Raw genomic sequence first — 17,778 nt, 5'->3', positions numbered from 1 at the left:
CCGCCATGCGCGCCGAGCCGTCCTTCCTGCCTGGTGGTGATTCGCACGAGGTCGCCGCCGTCCGCCAGCTGGGTCAGGCACTTCGGCAGGCGCCGGCCTACCGTGAGCTGAACCATGATGCGCGCCGCGAGCTCGACCGCTCGCTTGGCCGTATCGGGCAGATGCTGGCTCCGCTCGGAGGGCCTGGCCTTGCGCGCCAGATGGCACCAGACCTGCGCTCGCAACTTGCTCCCGGCGAGGTGCAATCCCCGAGCCCCGGCCCGCAGCCGGCCGTTGCGCCGCCTGCTGCCTCGTCAAGTCAGGCGCCGACCGCCGGCACCGGCCCGGTCGGCCGCGTCGGCGAGGTCGCACGCGCGACGCTCAACGCGATCGATTTCCCGTCGTTCGTCGCCTCGCTGATCCAGGGCACGTTCCAGGCGATCGTCGATGCGTCGATCCAGCAAATGGAGGCCTACGCCGAGCTGCTGAAGAACGTAGCCGGCACCGTCGACAAGTTCATGAACGACAACGTGTCGGACGGCATGGCCAAGGACTACCTGGCCGACCAGTACAGCGGTGTGATCGGCCGCGACACGAGCAGCGGTACCGCGCGCCTGACCGTCAATCGAAACGCGCAATCGCTGCCGAGCTTCTTCAAGGACCTTGGCTTCGACTCGCCCGATCAGCTGACCGAGCAGAGCCTCAACGAAGTCGTCGTGCCGGCCACGCGCAGGCAGATGGCCGAGCGGCGCCAGCAGACGCTCGCGACCATGGTGCTGATGGGCATCAACCGCGTGATCGTCAAGGACGGCGAGATCAGCGCCAAGCTGATGTTCCATATCGACGCGAGCGAGACCAACAACATCAAGTTCGACGAGAACAAGGTCACGAGCGGGAACATCAGCATGGGCGGGCGCAGCCCGTTCGGCGCGACCGGCGTGATGGTCAACACGACGAGCCTCAACGCGCAGAGTGCGATCAACGTGCGCGCCGATCTAACCGGCCAGGTGACCGTGCGTTTCGCGAGCGAAACCTTTCCGCTCGAGCGTTTCGCCGATTCGGCGGCGATCCAGCTGATCAACAACAACGCCAAGGTCCCGGCTCCGACGCCTGCGCCCGGGGCACCGCAACCCGCAGCGCCGGCTGCAGCCCCGGCGCTGCCCGCGCCGGTGGCAACGGCGCCGGCCGCCGCGCCGAAAGCCGCGCCCGTGACGCCGGCCCAGGCCCTCGCGTTCGACCCCTGGGTGCCGGCGGGAGCGTGACATGCGAACCGAACTGGCCGAAACCCTGCTGCAACTGTTCGATGGCCTCGACGCGCCGCCCCATTCGGGCCTGGTCGTGACCGAGCTGGAGGTCGACATGCCGCTCGAGGTGAGCGCGGCGACGCGCGGCGACGAGCTCGTGCTTCTCGCACAGGCGCCGCATTCGCGCTGGGAAGCTGGCTTCCTGCCGCCCGTGCAGCGGCTGCATCTGAAGCTTGGCCTGGAGGAGTGATGACTTGGCTGATCGCAACAACCCTGCCGTCGCTGGCTTCCTGGTCGAGGAGTTCATCACCTCGATCACGACACAGCTCGACCGCGTGCAGGACGCGCTGCGCATCAAGGCCGTCAACCGGCCGCTGACCTACGCCCTCAAGGAACTGCATCTGGAGCTCAAGGTGTTCGTCGACATGGATTCCCAAGGCCAAGTGCTGCTGCGCGCCGCCGGACCGAACGAATCGGGCGCGAGCACGCTGGCCATGGACTTCACCACGATCACCAAGCCGATGATCGAGGAGAACACGATCTCGCTTGCCGCAACCCGCTCGGCCCCGCTCGACAACCTCGGCCTCAAGCCCGAGGAGCAGATGAAGCTCGAGCGGCTCGGTGTGACCAACCTGGCCCAGCTCGAGCGCCTCAAGGGCTCGACCGGCGTCAACACGGTCGCGCGCATGGCCGACATGCCGATCGACCGGCTGCGCCAGGCGCTGCAGGCCGGCCAGCCCAGGCTCGGTGGCGCCGTGAAGCCGCCAGTCCCGCGCCCGGTCGCGCAGCCCGCTCCGCGTCCGCCGGTCGCCGGTCCGCCGGTCCTGTCGCCCGTGGCACGGCCGCCCGCCATGCCGCCGCCGATCAAGGCGACGCCGCGGCCGGCGCCACCATTCACGCCGCCGGGGGTGACGCGGCCGCCCGTGCGTTCGGCGCCGGTGTTCGTGCCGGGGCGGCGACCGGGCCGCATGCTCGAGGCAGCGCCGGCCGACCAGGTCCAGACAGCCTATGCGCAAGGGTATGGCGACGCGCCTGTCGAAGCAGCCGCCGAAATCCTCGAGGTTGCGCCCGGCACGCGCCGCCTCGCGCTGTCGGGCAGCAACCTGCTCAACGAGGCCTATCCTCCGGCGGTGCGGCTGAACGGAGAGGCGCTCGCGATCGAGGAGCTCGACGACGACCGACTCGTCGTGCGGCTGCCTGAGCACCTAGAGCTTGGCGAGCTCGAGGTGCAGCTCGGCGATCTGGACCCGCATTGCTTCGCGCTGGTCCACCCGTTCACGGCCGACGATGCCTTGGCAATCGCCGCGGCAGACCCCTGGGCTCCGGCTGGCGGAGGGCAGACGTGAAGCGCGATGGCTTTCTGACCCTCACCCTGCGCAGCGGCGTCGAGGCTGCAGTGGTGCCTGCGCATCTCGACTGCCTGTCGGGGGCCGGTCGTCCGACTGCGCGGCTCGACGGCGGCCGCATCGATGCACTCGTCAGCCGCTGGGCCGACGGCGCGCGCTACCGCCGCATCTTCCATGCGCGGCGCTCGCTCGGCCGGCCCGGCGAGCACCATGTCGGCTTTGCCGACGACGAGGAAGCGCTCGGCATGTCGCGCAGCTACCAGGTCGAGCTCGGCAGGCCCGAGGCTGCCTCGAACTTGCGCGAGGCGCTGCGCGATCTCGGCCCGGTCGAGCAATGCGATGAGCAGACGCTCGCCTGTGCGCCTTTCGATCTCGCCCCGACCGGGCGCCGCCTCAGCTACGAGCAGGCGCTCCAAGCGCAGCGGCGCATCCGCGCGCCCGAGGCGCTCGCACGCGAGCCGGGCGACGCGACGATCACGGTCGCGGTCGTCGACACCGGCGTCGTGGTCGGTCACCCCGAACTGCAACGCCGCTGCATGGCCGGCTACGACACGGTCGACCTCGGCCTCGGCCGCCTCAACGACAGCACCCGCCTGATCGGCGATTCGCGCGGCTGGGACTACAACCCCTACGACGAGGTCGGCCACGGCTGCCTCGTCGCCGGCATCATCGGCGCTCGCGGCTTCCGGCTGCCGCGGGGCCTCGCCGGCCTTGCGATGCTGCTGCCGATCCGCGTGCTCGCTGCAGCGCGGCGCGAAGCGGCCGGTGCGCGGCTGGTCGGCGTCGGCGCGCTGCCGGACATCGACGCGGGCATCAAGGTCGCGGTCGATCTCGGCGCGACGGTCATCAACATGAGCCTCGGTTCGCCGCGCGACGAGCGCGACGTCCATGCAGCGCCGCCGCACCGCGCGGTCGCCCGCTACGCGCTGGCGCACGGCTGCGTGCTCGTCGCCGCGGCCGGCAACAGCGGCCAGCGCCAGCAGTTCTACCCGGCGGCGTTGCCCGAGGTGATCGCAGTCGGCTCCGTCGATGCACAAGGGCAGCGCTCACGCTTCTCGACCTGGGGCTCGCACATCGCGCTGTGTGCGCCAGGCGAGTCCATCGTCGGTGTCGGCCGGCGCGGCTACCAGGCAAGTTCGGGCACCTCGTTCGCATCGCCCTATGTGGCCGGCGCGGCCGCGCTGCTGATGGCGCGCGCACGCAGGCGCGGCCAGGCGCTCGATGCGGGCGGCGTACGCCAGCTGCTGTGCTCGAGTGCCCAACGCTTGCCAGGACCGGCCGAGGAGGTCGGCGCCGGCCTGCTCGATTGCAGCGCGGCGCTCGATGCGCTCGACGCGCTCCATGCAACAACCCCCTCGAGGAGGTGATCCATGGCGACCAGAAACCCACCCGTACCGCCTCGGTCGAAGTCCGCTGCACCGAAGGCGGCACCGATGGCCGACCCATGGATCAAGCTGCTGGCTCTGGTGGTCGGTGGCCGCCCCAGCGCGCCCGATCTGGACGAGGCCAAACGGCTGCTGCAAGCCGCGCTCGAAACAGTCGACGAACTGGCGCCGACCCAGCTGCTGCGCGCGCTTGACGCCGGCATGGCAAGGGCTAGCGGCCCGGCGCCCCCGCCGAGCAACGCCTATGCACTGATGCTCGCGCGACTGCTGCATCGCGTCTTGCTGCAGGCGCCGTTCAACGCGGGCGCCGAACAGCTGAAGCCGCTCGAGCAGTGGCTCTCCCAGCACAGCACGGATTCGCTCCGGCCGCTCATGGGGCCGGCCTTGCGCCTCGTCATCGGCAAGCCACGCGATGAGGACACGCCTTTGCTCAACGAGTGGCTGGTTCAGTTCATCAAGGAGACCTCCATGGCCGATATCACCACCTTCTTCATCGACGTCAGCTCGATCCCGATCCTGCAGAACGACAGTGTCAAGAACGCCTACATCGCCCGAGTGACCGCCGAGCTCAAGGACCGCTTCGGCGTGCCGGCCGAAAAGGCCGACGTGACCAAGGTGCCGTCAGCCGCAGCCGTGCTCGGCATGACGGTGCTCGACGGCGAGGTCGATCCGGCCTCGAGCGGCCTGCCCGATGCGCTGCGCCGCAGCTGGCTCGAGTCGATCGGCGACATCCCGAGCCTGCGCGCCGGCGACAGCGGCAAGGTGGCGCTGTCGATCGTCTACCAGTTCATCGCCGAGACGATCCCGAAGCTCAACGGCAACGTGAAGGCGCTGGCGGTGCAGGAGTTCGCCTTCGTCGCTCGCGAGGTGATTGCGGGTGCTTCGTCGATTCCGTTCGGCCACCCCAATTTCGAGTCGGCGATCCGCATCGCGCTCGACCGCTATGTCGAGACGCGCTCGAGCGGCGACTCGTTGAGCCTGCCGCCGGGCAGCCTGCCGGGCGGCACGACCAATGCGGGCGGCGATGCCGACCTCAATTCCGACAACATCCGCGTCGCCGGCCTGACCTATTCGCTCGCGCTGCTCGAAAAGACGCTGGTGCTGCGCGCCGCCGATCGCCTCGGCGAGCTGTTCATGAACGGCCTGCTGCCGTTTGGCCACGACGCGGCCGGCAAGGCGCTCGACGAGTACTACTGGGACACCGAGGACCGGCTGTCCGAATCGCAGCGCCGCTCGCAGTACAGCCGCATGCTCGGCATGCCCGGTGGCGAGGTTTCCAAGGAGGTCGCGCCGAACAAGAACTTCGAGCAGCTGTTCCTGCGCTTCATCGCAAGCATCTCGGAGTACACGCGCCAGCGCGAGGTCGACCAGATGTTCACGGCCCAGCGCTCGCGCCTGTCGATGACCGGCGAGCAGGTGCGCAAGTGCGCGTTCGAGCTGGCCAAGAACGCTTCACTCTATGCCTGGGGCGGCAGCTTCTATGTCGCAACAAGGATCAACAAGCATCTCGACCGCGCGCTCGGACTGCTGAACCAGCCGCAGGTGCTCAAGACCTACGCCGCCTCCAACCATTGGCAGGTGGTCGAGCGGATTGCGCAGCAGGACTTCGGCGGCGCGCCGAACTGGGTCAAGTACAGCACGATGGCGCAGTCGGCCAGCACGCTGTTCGACATCCTCGCCAAGAACACCACCGCGCTGGCTGCGACCAGCAGCCCGCGACCGTTCCTGTCCGACCTGAACAGCGACGGCTACAGCGGCGTCGATGGCGATCTCGATCGCGACACGACCCGCCGCCTGCTGATCGGCGTGCAGTCCTGGCTGGCGGTCAATGGTGTGCGCGACGAACAGGTCAAGCAGTACGCGCAGCCGGTCGAGATCAGCACGGCGCCGAGCCTGCCGGCGCTGCCGACCGCCGGCGGCGACGGTCTCGAGGTGGTCAACAAGCTCAAGCAGCTGACTGCCGGCGGCACGCCGAGCCCCGAGCAGCTCCAGCAGCTGCTGGCCCAGCTCCATTGAGATCGGGAGCCCGACATGAAACCGCGAGACACCCTTGCCCTGCGCGCGCGGCGGCTGCTCGCGCAGTCGGCGCGCCGGCTCGGTACGGCCGATCCGCTCGACGACGTCGGCACGGCGCTCGATGAGCAGCTCGACGTTCCCTACGGCGATCCGACCGACGACATGCCGCTGTCGACCCATTTCTCGGAGCAGACGCCCGAGCACCTGAACTTCGTCATGCGGGCAACCGGCCGCGGCGTGACCGGTGCCGACCGGATCCACAGCTCGAGCCACGCGATGGCGAGTGTGGTCGATCGACATTTCGGCCGTGCCGCGCGCCGCTGGCTCGACAACCAGCTGGAGCCGATCCGAGGTCTCGAGACGAGCGGCAGCGCGTCGTGGGGCGCCGCCTTCGGCAGCGCTTTCGACCGCAACGGCCTGGCCGAGTCCTACGTGCATTGCGAATGGGGCCCGAGCATGATCGATGCGCTGCCGGCGCCGCTTCATCGCATCGTCCGCATAGCGCTCGACTCAATGCCGGGTTTGCGGCCCGTCATCATGTCGGTGCGCTGCGGCCGTTCGGCCGGCGCGCAGCAACTGTCGTTCGAATCGGAACGGCCGCTGTCGCTGGCGGCGCTGCAGCCGCTGATGGACCAGCTCGGCCTCGGCCATCGCCATGCCGGCCTGATGAGCGCGGTCGCCTTCATTCTCGGAGCGCGCTTCACGCTGCCGGCAGAGGCCGCGATGCTGACGCTGCGGCCGCTGCGCCAGGGTGTCGAGCTGAGGCTCGACGTCAGCCTCGATGCGATCCCCGATCTGCCCTCGCAGCTGATGGCGCTCACCCGCCTGCAGATGACCGAGCGGCCGCGCAGCGTGCAGGGCATGGACCGCTGGCTGATGGCGCTGACCCCAGATGGCTACCCGGGCCCGGGCACCGTGTCGGTGCTGTCGGTCTGGGTTCGGCCCGACCTGCCCGCAAGGGTCGCCCTTTACCTGCGGCCCGCATCGCTCGACCCTCGCCTCGAAGGCATGCGCCAAGCTCCAGCACATCAGCCGGCCCAGGCGCCGAGCCCCGCGCCGGTACACATGCCGGAAACCGTCGCCGGCCAGGCGCTCTGGTCCTCGTCGGCGTGGCAGCCGGCCTGACTCATCGCCAAAGACGGAGAACGCCATGACCGCTGCCGCCGCTCCCGACGACCGCCTGCTCGGCGACATCCGTGCGCGCGTGCGGCAGGCGCTGACCCAGAGCGCCGCGTTCAACGCGCTGCCACCCGTCAAGCGCACCGAGATCGCCCACAACACGGTGCGCGCCTTCCACTACATCCTCGGCGGTGCCGACGGCACTTCGCGGCCCGGTGCAGTGGAGCTCGGCGGCAATGTCGCCGGCTATGCGCCGATCGTGGAGGCGCAGGCCGGTGCGGGGGGCGGGGGCCGCGGCATGGCACAGCTGCCACCGGCAGGCGAAGCAGCGCGGCGCGCGGATCTGGCGCGCAGGCAGCGTGTCGACAGGCAGCCTGCGATCGGCGAGGCGGCGCGTCGCGGTGGCGACGCGTTGGACCACCTGATCCAGGAGGTCGACTTCCCGTCCTTCGTCGGCGGTCTCGTCGACGGGGTTTTCAACTCGATCGTCACGAGCTCGATCAAGCAGATGGAGGCCTATGCCGAGCTGGTCAAGAACGTCAGCAAGTCGGTCGACCAGTACATGAAGGACAACGTCAGCGAGCAGAACGCACGCGACTATCTCGTGCAGCGTTATCCCGAGCATCTCGAGATGGACCTTTCGCAGGAAACGCCCAAGCTCAAGCCGCGCGAGGGCGCCGACGAATCGAACATGCCCGACTTCTTTGCCGACCTCGGCCTGAAGGTGCCCCTGGGAGGGCTCGACCAGGACTCGGCCGAGCAGCAGCTGATGCCGGCGGCGCGCCAGCGCATCGCCATGGACCGCCAGCAGATGCTCGCGACGCTGGTGATGATGGGCGTCAACCGGCTCGTCGTGACCAACGGCTCGATCGAGGCTTCCTGCCTGTTCCAGCTCGACACGCGCGACACGCGAACACGCAACCGCACCTACACGAGCGGTGGCAACTGGACCAGCAAGAACCACGATGAGTGGGGCAACAAGGGCGACCAGAAGTACGAGGAAGCGCTCCAGGAAGGCGACCGGCTCAAGAGCGGCAAGTACTCAGGCAACCGGAGCTGGTACGACGGCCACACGCGCGACAGCACCGCTTCGTTCAGCGTTTCGACCATCGACACGAACAAGAGCGAAGAGGAGATCAAGCTCCACGCCGAGCTCACGGGCAAGGTCAAGCTCAACTTCAAGAGCGACTACTTCCCGATGGAGAAGATGATCGACGCGCTGCAGATCAACCAGATCCGCGACAAGGCGCCTGCCGCCGCGCCGGCGCCCGCCGTTCCCGCCGCGCCGCCGCTGCCGCCGATGCCTGCCTTGCCGCCGGTGCCCGGCGTGACTGCGCCCGCCCCGCCAGCACGCTGATCGAAACGAGGACATCGCCATGCCGAGCCTCGACGATGACAAGCTCCTCCCGCTGATCCGCCAGCGGGTCAGGCAGGGCCTGCTCTCCAGCCCTGCCTATTCGCGGCTGAGCCCCGAACAGCGCGTGGCCGTGGCCAACGACACGGTGCGCGCCTTCCACTACATCCTCGGCGGTGCTGATGGGCGGACGAGGCCAGATCAGGTGACCCTCGCAGGGCACACCCCCGTGTCGGCGCTGACGGGCAAGGCCCCGGTGCCGGAAGGCGATACCGCCGGCCAGCGCTTTGGCGAGGCCGGTTCGGTTGCCGCACGCGAGGGCAGCGAGGCCTTCACCGAGATGATCGAAAAGGTGGACTTCCCGCAATTCGTCGCCGGGCTGATCGACGGCGTGTTCAACGCCATCGTCAACTCGTCGATCCAGCAGATGGAGGCCTACGCGGAGCTGGTCAGGAACGTCAGCAAATCGGTCGACCAGTACATGCGAGACAACGTCAGCGAGAACAACGCGCGCGACTACCTGGTCGACCGCTACCCGGAGCATTTCGAGATCGATCTCGATGGCGAGAAGCCCAAGGTGCGCCGCCGCCAGGGCGCCAGCGACGAGAACCTGCCCGATCTGCAGGGCGACCTCGGCCTGCCCGAGCCGGTCACTTCGGTGGACGACGACGTGATCGAGGGCAAGCTCGTGCCGGCCGCACGCCGGCGCATGGCACTTGATCGCCAGCAGCTGCTCGCGACGATGGTGATGATGGGCGTCAACCGGCTCGTCGTGACCAACGGCTCGATCGAGGCGTCCTGCATGTTCGAGCTCAACACGACCGATGCGGTGCGCCGGCGCATGAAGCAGGAGCGCTCGGCCGACTGGCATTCGCAGCGGAAGGCAGAAGCCGGCTATCACGGCGGCTACGGCAGCTCGCGATCGGGCTTTCTCGGCCTGGGCGCCAGGCGCCGGTTGAACCAGAGCTGGTACGGCAAGTCGAGTTCCGAAGACACCGCCAACTTCTCGGTGCGCACGACGCGCAGCGAGGACTCGGACGCCAAGGTGCAGATGCACGCCAAGCTCGCCGGCAAGGTCAATGTCCAGTTCAAGAGCGACTTCTTTCCGATGGAGCGCATGGTCGACGTCATGCAGATCAACCAGATCCGCGGCAAGACGCCGGCCGGCCAGGATGCCAATGCGGCCGCCCCGGGCGCGACACCAGGCGCCGCGAAGCCTGCCCCCGCCCCGGTGGCGGCCCGCTGAGAAGGATCAAGGACATGGGTCGCCGCGCCAGCCCCGATGTGCTCGCCGCCGCGCTGCGCGATGTTCATCGCCTGCTTGCGTCGCTGGCGATGCCGCAGTCGCTGGCCGACGATCCGCTGCGCCTGGCACTGCCGCCGCTGCCGAGCCCGACTGCGACCGCGCCGCAGCGCGAGGTGCTGACCGCTTATGCGGCGCTCTATCTGCAGGCCGAGCTCGAAGAGGCCGGCGTGCTGCCAACCGTCGATGCGCTGACCGAGCAGCGCCATGCGCTGGCCCTACGCGAGCGACCGGCGGCCGAGAAGCTCGACCGGCTCGCACGGACCGCTCGCGACTATCCGACGCGTAGCGAGCGTGCAGCCGTCTTCGCGCGGCTGTTCGGCCTGGGCACGGCGGCCGTGCGCCATCTGCAAGGCGCAGCCAACCAGGGGCCGTTCGGCGGCTGGGGCAGCGAGGACGGCACGCGGCTCGATTTCCAGCAGCGGCTGCTGCGCTTCGCAACCGCGGTCGTGCGCGCCGATCTCGAGCGCCAGCGCGGCGCTCGCCCCTCGACGGGCAGCCAGGCCGGCCCGATCAGCCAGGCCGCGTGGCGCGCTGCGGCGCAGGAGCTGCTCGCCCTTGTCGCGACGGCGCCGGCCGGCTCGCTCGTGCAATGGGCGCGGCGCCTCCATGCGCGCATCCTGCAAGCCTTCGAGCTGCTCGGCGATGAGGGCCTCATGAGACAGCTCGGTTCGCGCTCGGCCTGGGACAGCCTGGCCAAGCTGCTGCCCGAGGACGGCGCGCCGCGCCGCGATGCGGCCGCGCGGCGCGGCGCGGCCGGACAGCAGCTCCTGCGATCGCTCGCCGATGCGTTCGACGCCGAGCTGCCCGACGCCGAAAGCGTGCAGGCGGCGTTGCGCTGGCTGATCGCCAGCGGCCTGCCGGTGCCGGACAACCTGCCGCAGTTCCGGAACATCGGACCGACGCGGCTGCCCGACACGGCGTTTGCTGCATCGAGTGCGGCGATCGCCCGCGCCAGGAGGCGTGCATGACCGCAGCGATCCTCGCCCGTCCGGCCGGCGCGGCACGACCGGTGGTGCCGCCCGCGGCCCGGCCGATCGCCGGCCCGCGCGGTGCGCCGCGTTCGGTCGCGTTGTCCGGCGCGTTCGCGACGCCGCCCGATCCGCGCGGCATCTTGCCGACGCCGGCGACCGAGGCACTCGTGCGCACACAGGTGCGCAGCCTGCTCGAAGCGACGCCGTCGTATCACCAGCTCGCCGAGCCCGAGCGCGACGAGCTCGAAACCAAGCTCGCCCGCGTCGCCGGCTATGCGGCGGAATGCCTGCGCGACATCTATTGGCAGTCCGAGCGGCTCGGCCAGACGCCGGTGCTCAAGGAAACGCGGGTCAGCCGCGCGCTGCCCCCGGCGGGGGAGAAGCCAGAGCCTTCTTCAGGCGAGCCGCGCGCCGCGCAGCTGGCGCGCGCCCAGGCCAACGACTTTGCACCTCGCGCGGCCAGCCAGATCGGCAACGTCACTCAGCAGACGCTGCGCGCGATCGCCTTCCCGACCTTCGTGGCCGACCTGATCCGCGGCACCTTCGACGCGATCTTCCAGACCAACGTCAAGCAGATGGAGGCGTTCTCCAAGCTGCTGTCGAACGTCTCGAAGACGGTCGACCAGTTCATGGAAGACAACGTCACCGACGACCAGGCGCATGGCTGGCTCGCCCAGACCTACCCGCGTCATCTGACGGTGCGCGGTGGCAAGGCCGTGCCGCGCGACAGTGCCGAAGCGCTGCCGCCGCCGAACTTCGAAAGCGAGCTCCACGTCAGCGGCGGGCTCGACGAAGCGTCGATCGAGAGCACGCTGCTGCCCGCAGCGCGCAGGCGCCTTGCCGAGACGCGGCTGCAGATGCTGTCGACGATGGTGCTGATGGGCATCAACCGCATCGTCGTCACGGCCGGCAAGATCCGCGCGACGATGGCTTTCCACATCGACACGAGCGACAGCGCGTTCGAGCGAACGGCCGAGGACATCGACGCCCGCGTTGCGATGCGCGGCCACTACAACGCGCTGGTCTGGGGCGTCGAGGCCTCGGCTTCGCTCGCCTACGTCAGCAGCAGGCGCGCCGGCAGCGATGCCGAGATCAACACCTCGACCGACCTGACCGGCGAGGTCGAGCTTCATTTCAAGAGCGACTACTTCCCGGTCGAGCGCTTCGCCAATGCCGGCATGCTGCGCACGATCTCGGGCAACACGGCCGTGCCCGAGGCCAATCCGCCGCCGACGTTCGCACCACCGCGTGTTGGCGCGCCGCCGCCGGGCGAGGCCGCGGCTGCGCCGGCCCGGCAGCGCCGCACGCGCGAGGCGCCGCCGACGATGACGCCGGTCGGCTCGCCGCTGCCCGAGCCGCGCTTGCCGACCGCACCGATCCAGCGCGGCGCCCTCGATCCCGGCGCGAACAGGCCCGCACCCGAGGCGACGACGCCCGCCGAAGGCGGCGGTCATGCCGATGGGGGGAATGCCAGCAGCGGCGGCGCCGGCCATGCCGATGCCAATCGAGCGGCCGGCACCGGGCCGGCTGCCGAGGCCGACGGCGAATCGACCGCCGAGGAGGCAGGGCTCTCGTCCTCGTTCAATGCCGCGAAAGGACCGCCATGGACCGTCCATTGACCGCCGCGGCTCCCGCCTTGCCCGGCCCGTTCGACACGGTGCCGCCGGCCCAGGGCATGACGATCACGCCGCCGGTGTCGCGGCTCGTTCATGCGCAAGTGCGTGCGCTGCTCGAATCGAGCCCGGCCTTCCACGACCTGCCGGCCACGCGCCGGGAGGCGATGAGCCACGACCTCGAGAAGATCGCCGCCTACACGGCCGCACTCGTGCACGAGGAATGGGCGCAGACCAAGCGGCTTGGCCAGACGCCGGTGATCCACCAGCGCGAGACGCTTCCGGTCGCTGCGCAAGAGGCTTCTGCCTGGGCGCCGGCGGCGGCGCAGGCGGCCGTCGCCGCCGTGCTGCCACAGCAGCCGCCGGTGCAGGCCCTGGCCAAGAAGCAGCAGGAGCATTTCGACACGCGCGCGACCGGCCAGGTCGGCCGCATCACGCGCGACACGCTGAATGCGATCGCCTTCCCGACCTTCGTCGCCGACCTGATCAAGGGCACCTTCCAGGCGATCGTCAACGCCAGCATCCAGCAGATGGAGGCCTACGGCGCCTTGCTCGCCAACGTGTCGAAGACGGTCGACCAGTTCATGGCCGACAACATCAGCGACAACAACGCGCGCGATTGGCTGGTCAACGCCTACCCGAGCCACTTCAAGGTCGAGACCGGCGGCGACAGGCCCCGCGTCGCCGTGCGCGACGGCGCCGGCAGCGCCGGCAAGCCCGACCTCCGCGGCACGCTGGGGCTCGACGAGGACGTGGACCTGTCCGACGAGGCAGCCGAGGAGAAGCTCGTGCCGGCCGCACGCCGCTACCTGGCCAAGAGCCGCCACCAGATGCTGTCGACCATGATGCTGATGGGCATCAACCGTATCGTCATCACCAGCGGTCGCATCTACGCACGCATGGGCTTCCAGATCAATGCGCAGGACCTGGCCCAGGCCGAAAGCGCGAGCCAGTTCGACGTGAAGCACCAGAACAAGCTCAGCTTCGGCGGCGGCATCGCCGGCTTCCTCGGTGGCCCGAGCGGCGAGCAGACGACGAGCGTCGCCTACGTCTCGTCGAAGAAGGCCAACAGCAGCGACGCGATCGACGTCCATGCCGACCTGACCGGCGAGGTCGATCTGAAGTTCAAGAGCGACTACTTCCCGATGGAGCGCTTCGCCAAGCCGGAGCTGATGTCTCTGATCATGGGCAACACGCCCAACCCGACCGCGAATACGCCGGTCAACACCCATGGCGGCGACGGCAAGGCGGCAGCGCCCGCGCCGAGCGCCTGAGAGAACGAACCCGACAGCAAGGAGATCGACCATGCGCAGCACCTACACGAACTACGTCGGCGCAACCACGGCCAGCGCCCTGGTGTTCGGCGCCGATGCGACCACCGAGGTCTCGGCCTTCGACGGGACGCTGAATGTCGGCGCCGCGCAGGGCGACGGCGCGCAGACGGTGGCGGCGCTGCGCCGGTCGCGGGATTCGCGCTATCCAAGTCATGACCTGCAGCGCAATAACTGCTGGCTGCGCTGGACCCAATTGCCGCCCGGCTACAGCGGCAATGTCGAGATGGTCGTTCATCTGCACGGGTTCACTGGCTACGCCGACGAAAGCCATCCGCCGCGCATGAACCTCGGCGCCAAGGCCGGCATCAGCGGCTTGCTGCTGACGAACCCGGGCGTGCCCCGCGCGACGGTCGGCCTGGTGCCGCATGGCGTCGCCGGACGCTGGGTGAATTCGCGGACGGGTCGGTTCCAGGGCGAGAGCTTCAACTTCCCGCATGTGTCAACCGCGCAGCAGCTCGACACCGTGCTCGGCGAGGTGCTCGGCGCCTTCGGGCCGGGGCGCGGCGCGCTGACGCGCGGCCGCGTGATCCTGACCGCGCATTCGGGTGGCGGCGCGCGTCTGCTGCAGCTGCTGCGGTCGACCGTCGGCAGCGCCACGGCCGTCCATGGCGTGCAGCTGTTCGACGCGACCTACGGCGGGCCCGACTGGCCGGTCGCGCTGCGTCCGTGGGTCGAGGCCGCGCTCGATGCCGACATCGCGCTGATCGGCGCGGCGCGCGGCGACACGGCGCTGCAGCGCATGCGCATGTCCGGGCACTATCTGCGCGTGGCGTTCCTCGGCGGAACGTCGACGCAGGCCCAGGCGATCGACCGCATGCTCGTGGACGTGCTGGCCGCGAAGGCCCCGGATGCCGGCTTGAGAACGCTGCTGCGCAAGTTCTACCGCGCCCAGCGTGTCGTCGATCGAGGCATCCAGCACAACGACGTGCCGAACTCGTTCGGCGGTCGCCTGCTCGCCGACCCTGGCAACGACCTGTCGCCGCAGGCGCAGGATCTGCCGGCCGCCGCCGTGCGCGCCCATGCCTACGGAGAGGATGACGAGGGCGATGGCTATGGCGACAGCTACGGCGCCGGCCACGCCGATGGGCATGGCCAGGGCTACGGCGGTAGCCATTCGCTGAGCGACGAATGGGAGGACGGCAGCTACGAAACCGCCGCTTGGGAGGGCGAAGCCTTCGACGTGACGATGCCGCAGGTGCACGCGCCGGCGCGCCCGGGCGATGCGCCGTCCGGCTCGGCCTTCATCGCGAGCCTCGGCGACCGCAAGGGTGTCGAACGCGAGAACCGGATCTTCGAACAGATCCGCGCCGGCAATATGCCGTCATGGCTGCGCACCTTCCATACGGTGCGCACAAGCGCCAACGACCGCGCCGGCCAGCGCCATGAGATCGAGTTCTACGTGACGCCCGATGTGATCACGATCGGCAGCGACGGCGACAACGTGCGCATCCCGACCGACCCGGTCAACGCGCAACGCATCGCCGATCTGTTCGACTGCCTGCTTCCGACGGCCCGCATGGTCGAGCAGCTCTACCAAGCCGCCCCGACCAAGCTCGCCTTCATCCCCGGCAACTACGCCGGCACGCCGCGCGCCCATCTGCAGGACGCGTCGAGCAGCTATCTGTGGCACAGCCAGCAGATCGACGGCCAGCTGCGCCGCCCGCCGACGATCCTGACCGCCGGGCACAAGAAGGAGATCGTGATCAGCAACGGCTACATGCGCGCTTCGCGCAACAAGACGACCGGCGCGATGGGGCCGGCGCGCCCGAAGCTGGCCTTCTACGGCGCCTACACAACCGGCGGCGTGCCGATCCAGGCGCCGCGCAACGGAGGGCAGGTGATGCGCGGCTATCCGTCGTTCGCGCATGAGCCGGTGTTCGTCGACTACAGCCATGGCGTGCGCCTGGTCTGGCCGACTATGAAGGTCGACGGCGCTGAGCGCCGCATCGCCGAGGTGCTGCGTGATCCGAACCTCAGCGTGCTGATCGCAGCCGAGGGACCGATCAACGAGCCGCGCTACACGCTCGACCGCGCCGGCCACACGGTCACCGCGCGCTCGGCGGCGGCCGCCTACGAGGATCCGCTCGGCCTCGCCCCCGATCAGTACGGCAGCGCGCTCGGCTACGGTACGACCTGGGATCAGCGCATCTGCCAGATCGTCGAGGGCTTCCTGGCCGGCTGGCGCGGCATTCCGGTGCGTGTCGGCACGCAGACGATTGCCGTGCATCCGCCCTATTTCATGAACGTGCGGCCGACCACGGGCCCCGGTCGCACGCGCAATCGCCACGACGCGGCACAAGGCCATCGCCGCGCCGCGCCGCCCAGGCTGCGGGCGATCATCAACGAGCGGCGCTTCTTCCAGGCGACGATCGGCAAGGGCACGCCCGAGGAGATCCGCGACCTGTTGCAGGCCGCCGACGCGCAAGGTGTGCTCACGACCGACCCGGCCATCAACGGCCACCCCAGCTCGGCGACCCTGCGTGCCTTCCTTGCCCGTTACGGCATCGGCATCGATTGCTCGGGGTTCGTCTCGCAGGCGATCAACCGCATCGTCGACCAATGCCCAGGCGCCACCGCGGCCGACCGGATCGCCCAGCCGCACAACACGCCGGCATCGGGTCTGCAAGGCGGGACCGCCAATTTCGAGCGGGTGACCGATCCGGCCCAGCTCTGCGCCGGCGACACGATGTGGCTCAATGGCCATATCCGCATCCTGTCGAGGGCCGAGCGCCGCGCCGACGGCATCTACTTCTGCACGGCCGAGTCGCGCTCGACGCCGGACGATATCGGGCCGGCCGCGCGCTGGTGGCGCCTGGTCCCCGATCGGGCCGCGCGCTCGGCCGACTTCGTCGGCCATCGGCTCGAACGCACCGACGATCCCGCCGGGCGGACCGGTTTTGGGCCTGTCCCGGAGTCCGGCAAGGAACATCGCTACGGCCACTATCGCCCGCTGCGCCGCCTGCTCGGTGCGGCCGGCGTGACGCCGACGGCGCTCGACCTGTCGGACGCGGTGACGGCCTTCGACGCGCCGCCGCGCACGGCGATCACGACCGACCTCACCCAGGCCGAGGTCGATCGCCTCGCGGCGATCCGCTTCCGCAACGCGGCCGAGATCGAAACCTTCTTCCGCCGCGGCGGCCAAGCCTCGTTCATCGACTGGTACAACGCCGGCCTCGCGCGCAGCGCGCCCTTCAGGGAGCGTGGCGCGACCGAAACGAGCCGCATCGCGCGTGAGCGCTTCACGGCGTTCTGGAACCAGATCCGCACGGCCTTCGATCGCGACGAGATTACGGCCCTCGACTTCGCCGCGTTCACCGCCATCTCCATCAACGAAACAGGCGGTCATCTTTGGGCCCACCCGGAAAACAGCGGCCGCCGCGGTGGCGGGCGCACCGATGCGAGCGGCCGTCATCCCGGCCTTGCCTATTTCTTCGATCGCATCATCGGCGTGAAATCGAGCTACAACATGCTGCGTGGCGGCCGCACGGCCGGATCGCTGTTCAACGACGCCGATTTCATCGACGCCCACGGCTCGCTCGCCGGCGCGGCGCAACTGGCGAATCACGGCAGCGACTTCCGTGGTGCCTGGAACGGCAGCTACTACCCGCAGGGCGACTTCTCGACCAACGAGGATCCGGCCGCCAACGGCTTCATCATGCAGGCCGACTTCTACAAGTTCCGCGGACGCGGCGTGATCCAGACGACCAGCCGAGGGGCGTATCGCAGTGTCGTCAACTGGATCAAGGGCTATCGCGGCAGCAACACGGTGCTGGCCGACTATGCGCGTCGCTGGGCCTCCTATTCGAACGATGTTGCCTGCACGCGCAGCACGACCGACGACTGGGACCGGATCTTCGGCCAGTCCGAGATGCTGGCCAAGGGCGTCGCTCTGCATGCCAGGGGCTTCGATGCCAGAAAGGGCGACTACCGCGAGATGAGCCGGACCGCCGCGACCCTGCTCCATGTGCCGCCCGAGTCGGACGGCAATGCGATCGGTACCGCGGGCTCGATCTATGCAATGGGCCGCAGAATCTCCGGCAAACGGGCCTACGGTGGCGGCATCTACCGCCAGCGCGTGCTCGCACTGCTGCACGGTTTCCTGACGCTCTGA

The 17,778-nt window shown here is 69.5% G+C and carries 12 protein-coding genes; all 12 read left to right on the top strand.

What is annotated here, in order from left to right:
• Nucleotides 1-5 precede the first annotated feature (5 nt).
• Genes E8D38_RS09285 through E8D38_RS09230 form a run of 12 tightly spaced genes read left to right on the top strand, consistent with a single transcriptional unit; the run spans nt 6 to nt 17,778 of the window.
• The gene (locus E8D38_RS09285; protein WP_140628283.1) at nt 6-1,241 is read left to right on the top strand and encodes a hypothetical protein; all 1,236 of its coding nucleotides are present in this window, start codon (nt 6-8) and stop codon (nt 1,239-1,241) included.
• Between the two features lies 1 nt (nt 1,242).
• Nucleotides 1,243-1,473, top strand: coding sequence for a hypothetical protein (locus E8D38_RS09280; RefSeq protein ID WP_140628280.1), 231 nt, complete (start codon nt 1,243-1,245; stop codon nt 1,471-1,473).
• 4 nt (nt 1,474-1,477) lie between these two features.
• Nucleotides 1,478-2,569 carry a hypothetical protein gene (locus E8D38_RS29295; RefSeq protein ID WP_140628277.1) on the top strand — a complete coding sequence of 364 codons (1,092 nt, stop codon included), beginning with the start codon at nt 1,478-1,480 and terminating at the stop codon, nt 2,567-2,569.
• A complete protein-coding gene (locus tag E8D38_RS09270; RefSeq protein ID WP_140628274.1) occupies nt 2,566-3,936 on the top strand; it encodes a S8 family peptidase in 1,371 nt (456 codons plus the stop codon). Before E8D38_RS29295 ends, E8D38_RS09270 begins: the two co-directional genes overlap by 4 nt.
• A 3-nt stretch (nt 3,937-3,939) precedes the next feature.
• Nucleotides 3,940-5,970, top strand: coding sequence for a hypothetical protein (locus tag E8D38_RS09265; RefSeq protein WP_140628271.1), 2,031 nt, complete (start codon nt 3,940-3,942; stop codon nt 5,968-5,970).
• 15 nt (nt 5,971-5,985) lie between these two features.
• A complete protein-coding gene (locus tag E8D38_RS09260) occupies nt 5,986-7,095 on the top strand; it encodes a hypothetical protein (RefSeq protein WP_140628269.1) in 1,110 nt (369 codons plus the stop codon).
• 25 nt (nt 7,096-7,120) lie between these two features.
• A complete protein-coding gene (locus tag E8D38_RS09255; RefSeq protein WP_140628267.1) occupies nt 7,121-8,446 on the top strand; it encodes a hypothetical protein in 1,326 nt (441 codons plus the stop codon).
• 19 nt (nt 8,447-8,465) lie between these two features.
• Nucleotides 8,466-9,689, top strand: a complete 1,224-nt coding sequence (locus E8D38_RS09250) for a hypothetical protein (protein WP_140628264.1) — start codon at nt 8,466-8,468, stop codon at nt 9,687-9,689.
• 14 nt (nt 9,690-9,703) lie between these two features.
• Entirely contained in the window at nt 9,704-10,717 is a 1,014-nt protein-coding gene (locus E8D38_RS09245; protein WP_140628261.1) for a hypothetical protein, read from the top strand.
• Entirely contained in the window at nt 10,714-12,339 is a 1,626-nt protein-coding gene (locus E8D38_RS09240) for a hypothetical protein (RefSeq protein ID WP_140628259.1), read from the top strand. The genes E8D38_RS09245 and E8D38_RS09240 overlap by 4 nt, the downstream gene beginning before the upstream one ends.
• Nucleotides 12,324-13,607 carry a hypothetical protein gene (locus E8D38_RS09235; protein WP_140628255.1) on the top strand — a complete coding sequence of 428 codons (1,284 nt, stop codon included), beginning with the start codon at nt 12,324-12,326 and terminating at the stop codon, nt 13,605-13,607. Before E8D38_RS09240 ends, E8D38_RS09235 begins: the two co-directional genes overlap by 16 nt.
• Before the next feature lie 31 nt (nt 13,608-13,638).
• Entirely contained in the window at nt 13,639-17,778 is a 4,140-nt protein-coding gene (locus E8D38_RS09230; RefSeq protein WP_140628252.1) for a hypothetical protein, read from the top strand.

The sequence above is a fragment of the Methylibium rhizosphaerae genome (assembly GCF_006386545.1).
GTDB lineage: Bacteria > Pseudomonadota > Gammaproteobacteria > Burkholderiales > Burkholderiaceae_C > Pseudorivibacter > Pseudorivibacter rhizosphaerae.
The sequence above is the reverse complement of the archived record's forward strand: the minus strand, read 5'-3'. Positions and strand labels throughout refer to the sequence as shown.